We start from the raw sequence: 15,343 nt of genomic DNA, 5'->3' as shown, positions 1-15,343 counted from the left end.
CGCCCGGTGGGCTGAGCAGGGCATCATGGCCCGGTGCCCGAGTTGCCCGAGGTGGAGGCCCTGACGGCGTTCCTGCGCGGGAACGCCGTGGGGAAGGTGGTGACGCGGGTCGACCTGGCCGCCGTCCAGGCGATCAAGACCTTCGACCCGCCGCTGTCCTCGCTGGCCGGCCTGGAGCTCTCCGGCGTCACCCGGCACGGGAAGTTCCTCGACCTCGACGTCTCCGGCCTGCACCTGGTGGTGCACCTGGCGCGGGCCGGCTGGCTGCACTGGCGCACCGGCCTGCCGCCCGCCCCGCCCAAGCCCGGCAAGGGCCCGCTGGCGTTGCGGGTCCACCTGGACGACGGCAACGGCTTCGACCTCACCGAGCAGGGCACCCGCAAGGGGCTGGCGGTGTACGTCGTCCGCACGCCGGCCGACGTCCCCGGGGTCGCCCGGCTCGGCCCCGACGCGCTCGAGGTCGACCGGGAGGCCTTCGCCGCGCTGCTCGCCGGCCGCTCCGGCCAGTTGAAGGGCGCGCTCACAGACCAGACGCTGGTCGCCGGGATCGGCAACGCCTACTCCGACGAGATCCTGCACGCCGCCCGGCTCTCGCCGTTCAAGATGGCCGACAAACTGACCGACGACGAGGTCGTCCGGCTCTACGACGCGGTGCGGACCACGCTGACCGACGCCCTGGAGCGCCAGGTCGGGCAGCAGGCCGCGACGATGAAGGGCGAGAAGCGCTCCGGGCTGAGGGTCCACGCCCGCACCGGCCTGCCGTGTCCGGTGTGCGGGGACACCGTCCGCGAGGTCAGCTTCGCCGACACCTCGCTGCAGTACTGCCCGTCCTGCCAGACCGGCGGGAAGCCGCTGGCCGACCGCCGGCTGTCCAAGCTGCTGCGCTGAGCGGAGTGCCACGGGCGCACAATCCGCGCCGTGGCACTCCGACTCGTGACCGTCGACCTGTTCAGCGCCCTCATCGACTCGCGCACCGGCGGGTCGGCCGCGCTGGCGTGGATCACCGGGGCCGACGGCGCCGTCCTCTACGACGCCTGGGACGCCGCCAACAAGGCCTCCCAGCGCGACGAGCCCACCTGGGTGCCCTTCGCCGAGCACAGCCGCCGGGCGCTGACCGCCGCGTACGCGCAGCTCGGCGTCGACCGGGACGCCGACGCCGACACGACCGCGCTGCTGGCCTCGGTCGGCGACTGGCCGCTGTGGCCCGACGTCGAGACCGGGCTGACCGCGCTCGCGGAGCTCGCCCGGGTCGGGGTCCTCTCCAACGTCGACGACGCCGTCTTCGCCCGCACCCGCGTCGCCGGCCGGGTGGACGACGCCGCCGTCCTCACCTCCGAGCGGCTGCGGGCCTACAAGCCGGCGGCGGCGATCTACCGGCGGGCCCTCCACCGCGCCGGTGGCCGGCTGGTCCACGTGGCCACCTCGGCGCGGGACGTGCGCGGGGCCCTGGCCGCCGGCATCGACGTCGTCCGGCTGCGCCGGCCGGGCCACACCCTCGACCCGCAGGGCGGGACGCCGCGGCGGGAGGCCGGCGACCTGTCCGAGGTGGCGCGACTGCTCGGTTGAGCGGAGGGGGCGGCGGGTGGACGGCGACGTCGTCGCAGTCCCGCCACCGTCGGTGTGGGAGGGCCTGCGGCCTGGCCTCAGTCGGCCTGCCGCCGGGCCGTCAGCCACGACGCCGCCCGCGCCACCACCGAGCTGCCCACCCCGGCGTCCCCCTGGTCGGCCGGCTCGTCGGCAGCCGACCCGACCCGGCTCCACCAGTCGGCGAGCCGGGGTGGGGCCAGGACGTCGACCCGCTGACCCGGCCGCGGGACGGCGACCTGCACGCCGGACCGCTCGGCCGCGGCGCACAGTCGCTCCACCGGCTCGGCCCAGCGGTGGAACGCCAGGTTGAACGTGGCCCAGTGGACCGGCACGAGCAGCCCGCCGCCGAGGTCACCGTGGGCGCGCACGGCCTCCTCGGGGGTCATGTGGATGTACCGCCAGGCGTCGTTGTAGGCGCCGATCGGCAGCAGGGTCAGGTCGAAGGGGCCCAGCTGCGCGCCGATCCCGGCGAAGGCCGGCGTGTACCCGGTGTCGCCGCCGAAGAAGACCCGGTGGCGCGGCCCGGCGATGGCCCAGGACGCCCACAGGGTGGTGTCCCGGGCGAGGAACCGGCCGGAGAAGTGCCGGGCCTCGGTGCAGGTGACCGTCAGCCCCGCGACGACCGCGACGCCGTCCCAGTCGAGCTCGACGATGCGCTCCTCCGGCACGCCCCAGCCGCGCAGGTGCGCCCCGATGCCCAGCGGCACCAGGAACGGCGCGGTCTGGGTGCGCAGCAGTTCCCGGACGGTGGGCAGGTCGAGGTGGTCGTAGTGGTCGTGGGAGACCAGGATCGCGTCGACCGGCGGCAGCGCGTCCAGGGGTGCGGGCGCCGGGTGCAGCCGGGTGGGGCCGAGCAGCGGGGACGGCGACACGCGGTCGCCCCACACGGGGTCGACCAGCACCCGTCGCCCGTCGAGCTCGACCAGCGCGCTGGAGTGCCCGAACCACGTGACGGCCAGCTCCCCGGGCTCGGCCGGCAGCTCCGGGCGGGCCAGCGGCACCGGGCGTGCCGGGAGGCCGGTGTGCCGCTCCTCGTGCATCTGCCGCAGCAGCCCGCGCCGCGCGCTGGCCGAGGGCAGCGCCGGCGTGCTCATCCGGTTGTGGAAGCGGCCCCCGGCGAACTGCGGTGACCCCGCGGCGTACCGGCGCACCTCCCGGCGGCTCGCGCCCAGCGCCGTGGGCAGGCCCCAGGCGGCGCGGGCGACCCAGAGGGCGGGCCCGGCGAGGGTGGCGGTCAGGGCGAACGCGGTGCGGCGGGCGGCAGGGGACGGCACGCCTGCCAGCATCCCAGCGGAGTGCGCCCGCGCGCCGCGTCAGGGTTCGACGTCCTCCGACGGCGTGAAGTCCCCCTGGCCGGGTGGCTCCGGGGCGACCGGCGCCTCGAGGGTCACCTCGCCCGCCTCCTCGAAGACGAAGGTCACCTGCACCGACTGCGAGGAGCGCAGCGACGTGGCGAGGTCCAGGAGGGTCACCGACGGCGGTCCCTCGGGCTCCAGGTAGGCGTTGTCGTCCGCCCCGACCACGATCGCACCCTCGCTGCCGTCCGTGGCGGTCAGCCGGGCGTCGGCGAAGTCGGGGCCGGTGACGTCGAGGAGCCGGTCGTCGGCCGTGCCGGTGTTGGAGAGGGCCGCGTAGAGCGGGACGTCGGACCCCTCCTCGTGGAGGCCGTCCTCCGGGAAGGCCAACTGCAGGGCGTTGACCTCGACCGTCCCGGACACGGCCTCGTCCGGCGCCGGGTTGCCGCCCTCGACCTCCGCTCCGGGGTCCTCGATCGGATTGGCGCTGTCCTCGTCGTCCACGACCCCGCCGCACCCCGCCACCACGAGGGTCGCGGCGAGGGGCACTGCCGCCAGGCGGCGGTGTCGACGGGCTCGGTGCTGCGCAGTCATGTCTCTCCCGGATCCGTGTTCGGCTGGCACCGCAGGGCTACCCGGCCGGTCCGCGGGCCGGCGCCCGTCGGCGGGATCGCAACGGGACCGTCATGCTGGCGCCATGAGCGACGCCGGGGACCCCGAGGCCGAGCCGGGCCGCGCACCGGCCGAGCCCGAGGGGGGCGACCCCGCCTGCTGGCTGCGGCGGGTCTGCCCCGCCTGCGGGCGGATGGCCGACGAGGACCCACCCACGCGGTGCGCGGACTGCGGGGAGCTCCTGCCGGCCGGGTGACCGCGGCGCTCAGGCGGCGCCGCGCAGCCGCCGGGTCGAGGCCGCGAAGTCGGCCAGCGCCCGCCGCAGTGCCACCCCGGGCCGGTCGGCGCGCACGTGCAGCTCGTCGCGCAGGTCCAGGGGCAGCCCGCTGCCCGGCAGCCGCGCCTGCAGGGCGAGGTCCTCGGCGAGCACCTGGCGCTGGATGGCCACCTCCCGGGCGACGTCGTCCGGCCACGGCAGGCGCGCCCCGGGCCCCGCGGACACCAGCATCCGGGTGTAGACGCGGGTGGAGTCGGCGTCCTCCGGCTGCAGCAGGCACAGGATCGTCGTGACGGCTCCCGAGTCGGGGGAGTCCAGCCGCAGCCGGAGCTGGAACGGCGCCCGGTAGCTGTAGGTGGCCCGCCGCCGCACCGGCGGGCCGACGACGCCGCCGGGGTGGTGCGGCGTCTCGTACGGCCGCTCCAGCTCGGCGCGGAAACCACCGTCCTCGGGGACGACGTCGAAGGCGGGCACCTCCGCGGCGTCCGGTGAGCCGCCGATCCGGCTGTGCACGAACGGTGCGTGCGCCACGTCGAAGAAGGTGTCGGCCAGCGGCCCGGCCGGCCCGGGGGAGCGGACCGGCGGCAGCCAGGTGCTCACGAAGTGGCGGTCGCCGGCCTCGGGGAGGTCCAGGGGCACGTCGTGCGGTTCGGCCGGCGCGAGCCAGACGACGCCGAGCCGCTCGGTGACGGCGTGGGCGGGTGGGTCGGCCACCAGCCCGTCGGCAGTGCGCCGCAGCAGCCAGGTGCGCCCCAGCAGCCGGACCTGCAGCCATCCCCCGGGCAGCAGCTCCCGCGACAGCGCGACCGGGTGCCACGCGGAGTCCAGGGACCGGTCGAGGTTGCCGAACACCGGGCCCCGGAGCTCCTCCTCCGGCGGCGCCGGCTCGGCGGTGGTGTCCGCCGACGGACGCGGGGGGAGGGCGGTGGTGGTCCGGTCGGGGGCCAGCCAGACCCAGCCGTGCCGCTCCTCCACCGCCCAGGGCATCGCGAGGTCGGCCCGCGGCGGGGGTGACCCGTCCGCGCCGAGGGACGGGATGGCCACGCAGCGCCCCTCGCCGTCGAACCGCCAGCCGTGGTGGCCGCACTGCAGCCGGCCCTCCACCACCGTCGCCGCCGCGAGCGGCACCAGCCGGTGCGGGCAGCGCGCGGGGAAGGCGCTCACCTCGCCGCCGGGCCGCAGCCGGACCACCACGTACGGCCGGCCGCCGGCGCCCACCGGCACCGGCGTCGTCCCGACCTCGGCGGCGCGGGCCACCGGGAACCACCCCGTCGACGTCGTCCCCGTCGTGTCCATGACCCATTGCAGCGCGGCCGCGTTCCCGGACGGTTACGGGCGCCGGACGGTCAGGCAACGTCGGTGACGGGTCCAAGGCCCCGAACGTCGGGGGTCGTCCGACACGGTTCCGTCTCGAACAGCAGACGGCGGGTCGACACGTCTCTACAGTGACGACGATCACTCCAGGTCCACAGTCCTGACAGGGGAGGGCGCGCCGTGACACCACCCGCCGAACGCCGGTTGCTGACACCGGAGGAGTACGAGGAGGCCCAGGCCTCACCCGAGTTCGCCGAGCTGCGGCGTCGGTTCCGCCGGTTCGCGTTCCCGATGACCGTCGCCTTCCTGGCCTGGTACCTGCTCTACGTGCTGCTCTCGACCTACGCGCCGGACCTCATGTCCACCCCGGTGTTCGGCAACGTGAACCTCGGGATCCTGCTGGGCCTCGCGCAGTTCGTGACGACGTTCGTCATCACGCACCTGTACGTCGCCCACGCCGACCGGCGCACCGACCCGATCGCCGACGAGATGCGTGAGCGGCTGGAGCACCACGACTACGCCCGCCACCGGGACACGTCGGTGGGCGGGGAGGTCACCCGTGGCCGTTGAGGTGCTCGCCGCCGAGAGCGGGACGATCGGCAACCCGGCGATCAACATCGCGATCTTCGGGGTCTTCGTCGCCATCACGCTGGTCATCACGTTCCGGGCCAGCCGCACCAACAAGAGCGCGGCCGACTACTACGCGGCCGGCCGCAACATCAGCGGCACCCAGAACGGCCTGGCCATCGCCGGTGACTACCTCTCGGCTGCCTCGTTCCTGGGCATCGCCGGCGCCATCGCCGTCTTCGGCTACGACGGGTTCCTCTACTCGATCGGCTTCCTCGTCGCCTGGCTTGTGGCGCTGCTGCTGGTCGCGGAGCTGATGCGCAACACCGCGCGGTTCACGATGGCCGACGTCCTGGCCTTCCGGATGCGGCAGGGGCCGGTGCGCACCGCGGCGGCCATCTCCACGCTGGCGGTGTCGCTGTTCTACCTGCTGGCCCAGATGTCCGGCGCCGGCGGCCTCGTGACCCTCCTGCTCGGTGTCACCGGCGAGGCGGCCCAGGCCCTGGTCGTCATCCTGGTGGGCGCGCTGATGATCATCTACGTGCTGGTCGGCGGCATGCGCGGCACCACCTACGTGCAGATCATCAAGGCCTCGCTGCTCATCGCCGGCGCGCTGGTCATGACGCTGTGGGTGCTGGCCGAGTTCGGCTTCAACCTCTCGGCCCTGCTCGGCGGCTCGGTGGACAACGCCGTGGCCGGCCGCGACGTCCTGGCACCCGGGGCGCAGTACGGCGCGACCGACACCTCGAAGCTAGACTTCGTCTCCCTCGGCCTCGCGCTGGTGCTCGGGACGGCGGGCCTGCCGCACGTCCTGATGCGCTTCTACACCGTGCCGACGGCCAAGGACGCCCGCCGCTCGGTGGTGTGGGCCATCTGGCTGATCGGCATCTTCTACCTGTTCAGCCTGGTCATCGGCTACGGCGCCGGTGCCCTGGTGGGCCCCGAGACGATCCTCGGTGCGCCGGGCGCGGTGAACTCGGCCGCGCCGCTGCTGGCCTTCGAGCTCGGCGGCACGGTCCTGCTGGGCATCATCGCCGGCGTCGCGTTCGCCACCATCCTCGCGGTCGTCGCGGGTCTGACGATCACCGCGTCGGCGTCGTTCGCGCACGACGTGTACGCCTCGGTGATCAAGAAGGGGAACGTGCCGCCCAACGGCGAGGTGAAGGTCGCCCGCATCACCGCCGTCGTCATCGGCGCGATCTCCATCGGGCTGGGCATCCTGGCGCTGCAGGCCGGGCTGAACATCGCCTTCCTGGTGGCACTGGCCTTCGCCGTCGCGGCGTCGGCCAACCTGCCGACCATCCTCTACACGCTGTTCTGGAAGCGCTTCACCACCCAGGGCGCGCTGTGGTCGATGTACGGCGGGCTGATCGCCTGCATCGTCCTGATCATCTTCTCGCCGGTGGTGTCGGGTGCGCCGATCGTCGAGGCGACCGGCAAGAGCACCTCGCTGATCCAGGGGGTCGACTTCTCCTGGTTCCCGCTCAACAACCCGGGCCTGGTGTCCATCCCGCTGTCGTTCTTCCTGGGCTGGCTGGGCACGGTCCTGTCCAAGGAGAAGCCGAACGAGGCCAAGTGGGCCGAGCTCGAGGTGCGGGCGCTCACCGGCATCGGGGCGGAGAAGGCCGTCCAGCACTGAGAGGACCCCCGTGCCCCCCACCGCTCGCAGGCTCGCGGCGGGACCCTGCACGGGGGCCGTCCTCCTCCTCACGCCTCGCTCCGCTCGGGGGCGGGGCCCGGGAGGGGGCCGGTCCAGCGAGTTGCCAGCGCCGAGGCGCGCGTCCCCTGCTGGGGGCGCGCGCCTCGTGCGTGTCCGGCGGGATCGGCTCAGGCAGCGCGCGCGGCGGGGGTGGCGTCGGCGGCCAGGACGGCGTCCACGGGGACCGGGACGACGCGGTGAGCCCGGCGGTGCCGCACCGCCCAGCGGGTGACCAGGCCGGTGAGGACGACCGCTCCGGCGAGGCCGTGCTGGCCGGGCGCGGTGACCGCGACGGCGAGGGCCGCGGCGTAGACCACCGTCAGCAGGACGGCGGGGAGGGACAGGTGCACGGTGCTTCCTCCGGGAGGTGGAGGCGTCCCGCCGGCCGGCAGCCGGGTCCGGTGAGGGCCCGGCCGCCGGCGCGGCGACGGCGCAGGACGGGTCAGGTCAGCTCACGGGCGCGATTCGCCGGCGCGCGTCGGCCGCGTCCGCGGAGCTGCCGTGCTCGTGGGTGAGCTCGCTCACTTGAGCATGTCCTTGGCCTTCTGGAGCAGCGACTGCCCCGGCTGCTGCGGGGTCGGGAACAGCCGCGGGTCGCCGGGCGGCAGGATCGGGGCGTCCGCGGTCGCCTCGATCGGGCGGGCGGAGAACTGGCCGCGGCCGTCGACCGACGGGCCCGACGCCCAGCGGCCGGCCGAGGCCTCAGGGCCGTCGGAGGCGTCGATGAAGGTGTAGCCGAGGTCGCCGACCTCCTCCTCGAGCGGGAACGCCTCGGGCACCGGGATGCCCTCGATCCCGTCGTCCTTGAGCTCCTCGATCGCCGCCAGCCACTGCTGCTGGTGGTAGTGGTCGCGGGTGATGAGGAACCGCAGCATGTCCTTGACCCCGGGGTCGTCGGTCATGTTGTAGAGCCGGGCGACCTGCAGCCGGCCCTGCATCTCGGCCGTGGCGTTGTACATGAAGTCGGCCATCAGGTTGCCGCTGGCGGTGACGTACGCACCGGTCCAGGGGTTGCCCATGCTGTCCATGTAGGAGGCGCCGGCCCCGTTCACGATCGGGTGCTGCGGGTTGTGCTGGCCGTAGCCGGCAGCCGCCTCCTTGGTGCGGTCGGCCGAGTCGGGCTTGAGCGGGATGTGGTCGAGCAGCCGGTCGATCATCGTCACGATCATCTCGACGTGGGCCAGCTCCTCGGTGCCGATGGAGAGGAGAAGGTCCTTGTACTTGCCGGGCAGCCGGCAGTTCCAGCCCTGCAGCAGGTACTGGGTGGCGACGGTCATCTCGCCCCACTGACCGCCGAGGACCTCCTGCATCTTGCGGGCGAAGTCCGGGTCGGGACCGTCGGGCTTGGCCTCGTACTGCAGGGCGTGGGTGTGCGTGAACATGCGGCTCTCCCTGGCGTCGTCGCGACCACCGCCGATGCGGTGACACCAGGGATCTGCCCGCGCCCGGTGGCCCGCCCGTGCCGGTCCCTGGCCCTCGGGTGCCAACCTCGGACCGGAGGGGCTGGGTGCGGGTGACGCGCACGGAGCCCCTCCGCCTCAGCGGTCGGGGAGCTGCACGGTGAGCGTCAGGGACGCGCCGTCGGCGTCCCACACCACCTGGCCACCGAGCTCGAGCGTCTGCCGCCGCACCGACCACAGCCCGAGGCCGGTGAGGTCGGGTGGCGGCAGCTCGGTGCCCAGGTGCTCGACCAGCCGGTCCGGGTGGGCGACGGCCTGGGTGAGGGCGAGGTCCACCCAGCCCGGCCCGCAGGTGACCGCCAGCCGGACCGGCGCCCCCTCCCCGTGGCGGTGCGCGTTCTCCAGCAGGTTGGTGAGGATCCGCCCGACCCGGGCGTCGCCGACGGCGACCTCCTCCGCGCCCTCGCCGAGCGCCACGGTGAGCTGCCGGGCCGGCAGCCCGGAGGCGGCCACCGCCGCACGGACGACGTCGCCCAGCCGGCGCGAGGTCGGCGCCCGCGACACCGCGCCGCCGGCGGCCGCCGCCGTCCGCAGCATGGAGGACAGGTGGGCGGTCTGGGCACGCGCCAGCTCCAGGACCTCACCGCGGTCGGCGGGGGTCTCGTCCAGCGAGCCGAGCAGCGCCTCCAGCGAGGCCAGGGGCGTGCGCATGTCGTGGCACAGCGCCCGGACGACGGCGTCCTCCGGCGTGGCCGGCGGCTCGGCCGGCTGATGGCGGGTGGCCCGGGGCAGGTGTGCCCGGAACCGTTCCGCCAGGCCGGAGAGCAGCCGCGGCGGGGTCGGTGCGGTCGGGGGGTTGGCGGCCAGGGTCATGGGCACCTCCGTCGTGCGCAACCGGTCAGCCAGCGCCGGGCGCCGCGACCGTCAGGGGAGAGATGGAGTTGACCGACGCCGGGGCTGAGCGCCGTCCAGTCGACGTCGTGCTCGTCGACGACCACCCGCTGTTCAGCCGTGGTCTCGCCCTGCTCCTGCCCGGGGTGAGTGACGGGCGGGTGAGGGTCGTCGGGACGACGGATGACGCCTCGGCGGCGGCTGCCCTCGTGCGCCGCCACCACGCCGACGTCGCCGTCGTGGACCTGCACATGCCGCCGCCCGGCGGGACGCGCGCGATCGGCGCCATCCGCCGGGCCGACCCGATGGTCCGGGTGGTGGCCCTGTCGGGCATGGCCGACGCGGACGACGCCATCGAGGCGCTGCGGGCCGGTGCGGCGGGCTACCTGCCCAAGACCGCCGACCCCGAGACCCTGGTGCGCCCGCTGCTCGCCGTCCTCGACGGGTGGTCGGTGCTCCCGGAGGAGCTGCTGCGGCGGCTGCTGGACGACGCCGCCCCCACCGGCGAGCAGGGCATCGCCGAACGGCTGACCGCCGACGAGCGCCGGCTGTGGCGGCTGGTGGCCGACGGCGCCCCCACCATGGAGATCGCGACGACGCTGCACGTGTCGGAACGGACCGCCAAGCGGCTGGTCGCCTCCCTGCTGCGCAGCCTGGGGGTGACCACCCGGGTCGAGGCGGCTGCGCTGGCCGGCCGGGTCCACCTGGGGAAGTCCGCGGGCCGGCAGGAGTGAGCTCCGGAACGGTGCCGGCTCGGAGGTCATCGGCGGCCCGCTACCCACGATCGCGAACCGACAGTCGCGGCTAGGGTCGCCCGGATGAGCGCGCGGATCGTCCTCTTCGGGGCCACCGGCTACACCGGCGCCCGCACCGCGGAGGCCCTCGCCGGCCGCGGAGCCCGCCCGGTCCTGGCCGGCCGGGATCCCGCACGGCTCGCCGAACTGGCCGGGCGGCTGGGCGGGCTGGAGACAGCGCGGGCCGACGTCACCGACCCGGCGTCGGTGCGCGCCCTGCTCGGCCGCGGTGACGTGCTGGTCAGCACCGTGGGGCCGTTCCTGCGGTTGGGTGGCCCGGCCGTGGACGCCGCCGTCGACGCCGGGGCGGTGTACCTCGACTCCACCGGCGAGCCGCCGTTCATCCGCCGGGTCTTCGAGGAGGCCGGCCCGCGGGCGGCGGCCACCGGTGCCACGCTGGTGCCCGCGTTCGGACTCGACTACGTGCCCGGGACCCTCGCCGGCGCGCTGGCACTGGCCGACGCCGGGGACCGCGCCCACCGGGTCGACATCGGCTACGCCATCGACGGCACCTCGGGCCAGGCGTTCTCCCGCGGCACGCTGGTCTCGGCCGTCGGGGTGCTGCTGGAGCCGGGGTACGCGTTCACCGGCGGCCGCCTGCGGACCGAGGCCGCGGGCCTGCGGACGTGGCGGTTCGAGGCCGGTGGGCGGGGACGGCGCGGCCTGTCGGTGGGCGGCTCGGAGCACCTGACCCTGCCGGCGCTCGCCCCGACACTGCACGACGTCGGCGTCGTCCTGGACTGGTTCGGTCCCCTGACACCGGTCGCCTCCCGGCTGGCCCCGCTCACGGCGCTCGCCGGCCGGCTGCCCCTGGCCCGGCAGGCCGTGCAGCGGGTGGCCGCGGTCGTGGCCACCCGGGTGGGCGAGGCGCCGTCGGACCGCACGCTGGCCGGCGCCCGCACGCGCACCGTCGCCGAGGTGCGCGACCGCACCGGCGCGCTGGTCAGCCGGGTGGAGTTGGCCGGCCCGGAGGCCTACGGGCTCACCGCCGCGCTGCTGGCCTGGGGTGCCACGTCCGCCGCGGAGCACGGGGTCCGCGGCACCGGCACGCTCGGCCCGGTGCAGGCGTTCGGGCTCGGCGCGCTCACCGCCGGCGCCGCCGAGGCGGGGCTCCTGCGCGCATGAGCGCGGTCGCCTGCGTCGACATCGGGTCCACCTGGACCAAGGCCGCCCTCGTCGGGCTGCCCGCCGGGACGCTGCTGGCCCGGGCGCAGGCCCCCACCGACCACGGCGACGTCGTCCGCGGGGTGCTCGCCGCCACCGCCTCCTTCCCTCCCGACGTGCCGGTCCTCGCCTGCTCGAGCGCCGGCGGGGGGTTGCGGCTGGCGGTGGTCGGCTACGAGGAACTGATCAGCGCCGAGGCCGGACACCGGGCGGCGCTCTCGGCCGGCGCCCGCGTCGTGTCCGTCGCCGCGGGCCGGCTGTCGGACGAGTCGCTGGCGCGGCTGTGGGCCGACGAGCCCGACGTCGTCCTGCTGGTGGGCGGTACCGACGGCGGTGAGGCCACGGTGCTGCGGCACAACGCGGCGGCGCTGGCTTCCCCGGCCCCGCCGCAGGGAGGCAGCGGGGTCCGTCGTCGGCCCGTCCCGGTGGTGCTGGCCGGCAACACCGCCGTCCGGGACGAGGTGGCCGCGGTGCTCCGCGCGGGCGGGGTGCCGGTCACCGAGACGGCCAACGTGCTGCCCGACATCGGCCGCCTGGCCCCGGAGCCGGCGCGGGCGGCGATCCGCGAGGTGTTCCTCCGGCACGTCATCGGCGGCGACCGGCTGTCGGCCGACCCGCGGCTCCGGGAGTGGGTGCGCACGGTCACGCCGGACGCCGTCCTGGCCGGGGTGTCGGTGCTGGCCGCGAGCCGCGCGGGCGCCGACGTCCCGGGGGTCGTCGTGGTGGACGTCGGCGGCGCGACCACCGACGTCCACTGCGTGCCCGACCCCGACGCCGAGCAGTCCTCGCTGGGCCGCGAGGCGGTCGGCGTGCCCGCCGCGCGGCGGACGGTGGAGGGTGACCTCGGGGTCGAGGCCAGCGCGGACGCGCTCCGGTCGGCCGCCGCTGACGAGGGGCTCCCGCCGGTCGGGGAGGACCCGCTGGACCTCGGGACGGCGGCGGCGACGATCGCCCTGCGCCGGCACCTGCGGGCCGAGGCCGCCTACGGGACCGGTGGCGCCGGAGCGCGCACCGTGGGGCTGGTCGTGCTGTCGGGCGGGGTGTTCCGGCACGCTCCCCCAGGAGCGGTGGAGGACGCGGTCGGCCGGATCGCCGCCGACCGCGCAGGAGCGGGCGGGGTGCTGGCCGGCGCGGAGATCGCCGTCGACGAGCGGTACGTGCTGGCCGCGGCCGGCCTGCTCGCCGCCGACGCGCCGGCCGCGGCTGCGGGCCTGCTCAGCGGGGGGCGAGCGTTCCGGCCCACGACCCCGAGGACGCCGCCGCGGTGAACCCGGCGACGTCCGCGGCGGCCAGGTCCACCGCGGCGTAGCCGCCGCTGCCGGCGCCGACGCAGGCCACGACCGAGGCCAGCCCGGCGCGGCGCTGGAACAGGCTCTGCCGGACCTGCCAGCCCACGACGGCGCGGCGCTGCAGCACCGCCTGCTCCCGGACCAGCCAGCCGCTGCGGACGCTGAACGAGCGCGGGCCGGCCCGGTGCCCGAGCGAGTGGTACCGCCCGATCCCCATCGGCACCCCGAGCACGGTCAGCACGATGCCGGCCACGAGGACCCACCACCAGCCGAGCGTGGCCGTGGCGAGGACGCCGACGGCCGTGACCAGCAGGCCGGACGCCAGCGCCCGGACCAGCCGGCGTCGCCGGGCGGCCGGCGGGTGCGCGGTCAGCGGCCCGGGGTCCTCGACCAGCCGGCGCAGCAGCGTCTCGGCCTCCGACCGCGGGCCCAGGGGCAGCAGCTGACCCCGCCGGTTGGCCTGGCCCAGGCCGGTGACCAGCGCGTTGACCCGGGCCGCGCGCACCCAGCGCATGCCGAGGCCCTCGCTGAGCGTGCCGCCGCGGATCCGGTCGACCTCCAGCTCGGTGTGCCGCCGGGTGAGCAGGCCGCGGACGGCGACCAGCGACCCGCCCCGCCGCACCAGCCGGAACCGCCAGTTCACCAGCGCCGCGCCGACGACCGCGGCCAGCGCCAGCAGGGGTACCGCGGCCGCGAGGGCGAGCAGCAGCACCCGGGGGTCGGACAGGTCGGGACCGGCCACCTCCGGCACCAGGCCGTCGGGCAGCTCGTCGACGAAGCGGAACAGCGCGCCGACGGCGGCCAGCGGCACGACGAGGTAGCTGCCCACCAGCGGCGCGTACAGCAGCCAACGGTCGTCGAAGCGGGCGAACTCCTCCTCGGCCGGCTCGTCGGCCGACACGGTGTCCGGCGCCGCCGCCGGGCCGGGGGCTCCCCGGCGGGCCAGCAGCCGCGTCCGCAGCCGGTCGCCCTCGGCCGTCGGGACGCCGTCGATGACCAGCTCCTCCTGGGTGGCGCCCACCGAGCCGGCCGCGGCGTCGACGCGCACCCGCACCAGCCCGAACAGCCGGTGCAGCAGCGGCGTCTCGACCTCGACCCCGCGGATGCGGTCGTTGGGCACCGTGCGCACCGAGCGGGCCAGCAGTCCGCGGGTGACCACCACCGCCGTCGGACCGTCGGCGTAGCCGAACCGCCACCAGCTGAGCGCGGCGGCGGCGAGCGACAGCGCGGTGATCGCGACGGCCATGGTGATGACGGTCGTCAGCCCGTCGTCGAGGCCGACGACCGCGGCGAGCGGGATCAGCAGCGGGACCAGCTGGCGGGCCTGCCGGAACGTGGCGGTGTGCACGAGCACGATGCGCGGGGAGGTCCGCCGCGGCGGGACCTCGCCCCCCTGCACGGCGCCTTCCGGACCCCGGAGCTCCTCCGGCCGCTCGGGTCCGCTCACGGTGCCCTCGGGTCCGCCCGTGGTGCCGTCGAGCCCGCTCACGTCGCCTCGTCGCGGACCTGCTCGGCCCGGCGGGCGAGGTCGTCGGCGACCCGCGCGGCGACGTCGGCCTCCAGGTGCAGCACCCGCACCGTGCCCTGGCTGGAGGCGGTCAGCACCGCGACCGTGGCCAGGCCGAACAACTGCTGGAGCACGCCCCGGGTCACGTCGACGGTCTGGATGCGTGAGATCGGCACCAGCGTCCAGGTCCGGGTCAGCCAGCCGGTGAGGGTGTAGACCGCCTCGTCGGTGACCTCCCAGTGGTGCACCCGGTAGCGGAACCGGGGCCGGATGCCGATCGCCACCACCGCGTACACGACCACCAGGGCCGGGAGGACCCAGCGCAGCACCGGCACGGGGCCGCCCGGGGGGACGAAGAGGACGAACGCGGCCACCACGGCCCCGTAGAACAGCGTGCCGAGGACCCCCTCGGTGACCCACAGCCCGATCGCGGAGCGCGACAGCGCCCAGGCGGGGTCGCGGACGGGCGCGGCGGTCTCGGCAGTCATCGCCGTCCATCCTCGCAGCCGGTCGGTGCGCGGACGCGTGCCACGATGGACTCCGTGATGCCGCAGCAGGTCCCGACCGTTCCCGCCGGTGAGCTCCCCGAGGACGCCGTCGTGCTCGACGTCCGGGAGGACGACGAGTGGGTGCACGGGCACATCGAGGGCGCGACGCACATCGCGATGGGTGAGGTCCCGGCCCGGCTCGACGACGTGCCCGAGGGCGACCCGGTGTACGTGGTGTGCCGCAGCGGGGGGCGCTCGGCGCGGGTCGCCGCGTGGCTGAACCACAACGGCTACGACGCGGTGAACGTCGGCGGCGGCATGGGGGAGTGGGAGGCGGCCGGCCGGCCCATGGTGAGCGAGACCGGCCAGCCCCCGTTCGTGCGCTGACAGCCGCGGGAGCATCGCAGCGAGCGCCGGCGAGCGAGGAGCGGACGGCGGCGCGGAAGCGCACCGGTGTGT

General features: G+C 75.9%; 17 protein-coding genes. 9 read left to right on the top strand and 8 right to left on the bottom strand.

Annotation, left to right across the window (positions count from 1 at the left end; all coding sequences use genetic code 11):
* Positions 1 to 33: 33 nt before the first annotated feature.
* On the top strand, positions 34 to 888 hold the full coding sequence (locus ACI79C_RS06120; protein WP_456944736.1) for an Fpg/Nei family DNA glycosylase: 855 nt from the start codon (positions 34 to 36) through the stop codon (positions 886 to 888).
* Between the two features lie 30 nt (positions 889 to 918).
* Positions 919 to 1,566 carry a haloacid dehalogenase gene (locus ACI79C_RS06115; protein WP_456944735.1) on the top strand — a complete coding sequence of 216 codons (648 nt, stop codon included), beginning with the start codon at positions 919 to 921 and terminating at the stop codon, positions 1,564 to 1,566.
* Between the two features lie 77 nt (positions 1,567 to 1,643).
* On the opposite strand, the gene ACI79C_RS06110 is transcribed toward ACI79C_RS06115, so the two are convergent.
* Positions 1,644 to 2,861, bottom strand: coding sequence for an MBL fold metallo-hydrolase (locus tag ACI79C_RS06110; RefSeq protein WP_456944734.1), 1,218 nt, complete (start codon positions 2,859 to 2,861; stop codon positions 1,644 to 1,646).
* A gap of 39 nt (positions 2,862 to 2,900) precedes the next feature.
* Positions 2,901 to 3,476 carry a copper chaperone PCu(A)C gene (locus ACI79C_RS06105; protein WP_456944733.1) on the bottom strand — a complete coding sequence of 192 codons (576 nt, stop codon included), beginning with the start codon at positions 3,474 to 3,476 and terminating at the stop codon, positions 2,901 to 2,903.
* A gap of 103 nt (positions 3,477 to 3,579) precedes the next feature.
* On the opposite strand from ACI79C_RS06105, the gene ACI79C_RS06100 reads away from it, so the two are divergent.
* Positions 3,580 to 3,750 (top strand): hypothetical protein, encoded by a 171-nt coding sequence (locus ACI79C_RS06100; RefSeq protein WP_456944732.1) that lies wholly within the window; start codon positions 3,580 to 3,582, stop codon positions 3,748 to 3,750.
* A gap of 9 nt (positions 3,751 to 3,759) precedes the next feature.
* Here ACI79C_RS06100 and ACI79C_RS06095 read toward each other — a convergent pair whose 3' ends face one another.
* On the bottom strand, positions 3,760 to 5,067 hold the full coding sequence (locus ACI79C_RS06095) for a Rieske 2Fe-2S domain-containing protein (RefSeq protein WP_456944731.1): 1,308 nt from the start codon (positions 5,065 to 5,067) through the stop codon (positions 3,760 to 3,762).
* Between the two features lie 198 nt (positions 5,068 to 5,265).
* Between ACI79C_RS06095 and ACI79C_RS06090 the strand changes: the two genes are divergently transcribed.
* Both ACI79C_RS06090 and ACI79C_RS06085 read left to right on the top strand, forming a co-directional pair.
* A complete protein-coding gene (locus ACI79C_RS06090; protein ID WP_456944730.1) occupies positions 5,266 to 5,655 on the top strand; it encodes a DUF485 domain-containing protein in 390 nt (129 codons plus the stop codon).
* On the top strand, positions 5,645 to 7,291 hold the full coding sequence (locus ACI79C_RS06085) for a solute symporter family protein (protein ID WP_456944729.1): 1,647 nt from the start codon (positions 5,645 to 5,647) through the stop codon (positions 7,289 to 7,291). The genes ACI79C_RS06090 and ACI79C_RS06085 overlap by 11 nt, the downstream gene beginning before the upstream one ends.
* Positions 7,292 to 7,479: 188 nt before the next feature.
* Here ACI79C_RS06085 and ACI79C_RS06080 read toward each other — a convergent pair whose 3' ends face one another.
* The 3 genes from ACI79C_RS06080 to ACI79C_RS06070 form a co-directional block, all read right to left on the bottom strand.
* Complete coding sequence (locus tag ACI79C_RS06080; protein WP_456944728.1) at positions 7,480 to 7,701, bottom strand: hypothetical protein; 222 nt, start codon at positions 7,699 to 7,701, stop codon at positions 7,480 to 7,482.
* Between the two features lie 171 nt (positions 7,702 to 7,872).
* Positions 7,873 to 8,733, bottom strand: a complete 861-nt coding sequence (locus ACI79C_RS06075; RefSeq protein ID WP_456944727.1) for a manganese catalase family protein — start codon at positions 8,731 to 8,733, stop codon at positions 7,873 to 7,875.
* A 156-nt stretch (positions 8,734 to 8,889) separates the two neighbouring features.
* A complete protein-coding gene (locus ACI79C_RS06070; RefSeq protein WP_456944726.1) occupies positions 8,890 to 9,624 on the bottom strand; it encodes a sensor histidine kinase in 735 nt (244 codons plus the stop codon).
* A 62-nt stretch (positions 9,625 to 9,686) separates the two neighbouring features.
* On the opposite strand from ACI79C_RS06070, the gene ACI79C_RS06065 reads away from it, so the two are divergent.
* The 3 genes from ACI79C_RS06065 (at position 9,687) to ACI79C_RS06055 (ending at position 12,868) form a co-directional block, all read left to right on the top strand.
* The gene (locus ACI79C_RS06065) at positions 9,687 to 10,376 is read left to right on the top strand and encodes a response regulator transcription factor (RefSeq protein WP_456944725.1); all 690 of its coding nucleotides are present in this window, start codon (positions 9,687 to 9,689) and stop codon (positions 10,374 to 10,376) included.
* Between the two features lie 84 nt (positions 10,377 to 10,460).
* Positions 10,461 to 11,561 (top strand): saccharopine dehydrogenase family protein, encoded by a 1,101-nt coding sequence (locus ACI79C_RS06060; RefSeq protein WP_456944724.1) that lies wholly within the window; start codon positions 10,461 to 10,463, stop codon positions 11,559 to 11,561.
* Positions 11,558 to 12,868: a glutamate mutase L gene (locus ACI79C_RS06055; RefSeq protein ID WP_456944723.1), complete on the top strand. Its 1,311-nt coding sequence runs from the start codon at positions 11,558 to 11,560 to the stop codon at positions 12,866 to 12,868. The genes ACI79C_RS06060 and ACI79C_RS06055 overlap by 4 nt, the downstream gene beginning before the upstream one ends.
* Here the strand turns inward: ACI79C_RS06055 and ACI79C_RS06050 are convergent.
* A complete protein-coding gene (locus ACI79C_RS06050) occupies positions 12,816 to 14,378 on the bottom strand; it encodes a PH domain-containing protein (protein WP_456944722.1) in 1,563 nt (520 codons plus the stop codon). The genes ACI79C_RS06055 and ACI79C_RS06050 overlap by 53 nt on opposite strands.
* Positions 14,375 to 14,884 (bottom strand): PH domain-containing protein, encoded by a 510-nt coding sequence (locus tag ACI79C_RS06045; protein ID WP_456944721.1) that lies wholly within the window; start codon positions 14,882 to 14,884, stop codon positions 14,375 to 14,377. The genes ACI79C_RS06050 and ACI79C_RS06045 overlap by 4 nt, the downstream gene beginning before the upstream one ends.
* A 57-nt stretch (positions 14,885 to 14,941) precedes the next feature.
* On the opposite strand from ACI79C_RS06045, the gene ACI79C_RS06040 reads away from it, so the two are divergent.
* The gene (locus ACI79C_RS06040) at positions 14,942 to 15,271 is read left to right on the top strand and encodes a rhodanese-like domain-containing protein (RefSeq protein ID WP_456944771.1); all 330 of its coding nucleotides are present in this window, start codon (positions 14,942 to 14,944) and stop codon (positions 15,269 to 15,271) included.
* Positions 15,272 to 15,343 lie beyond the last annotated feature (72 nt).

The organism is Geodermatophilus sp. SYSU D00697 (genome assembly GCF_054050175.1).
This window is presented reverse-complemented; position numbering and strand designations above follow the sequence as displayed.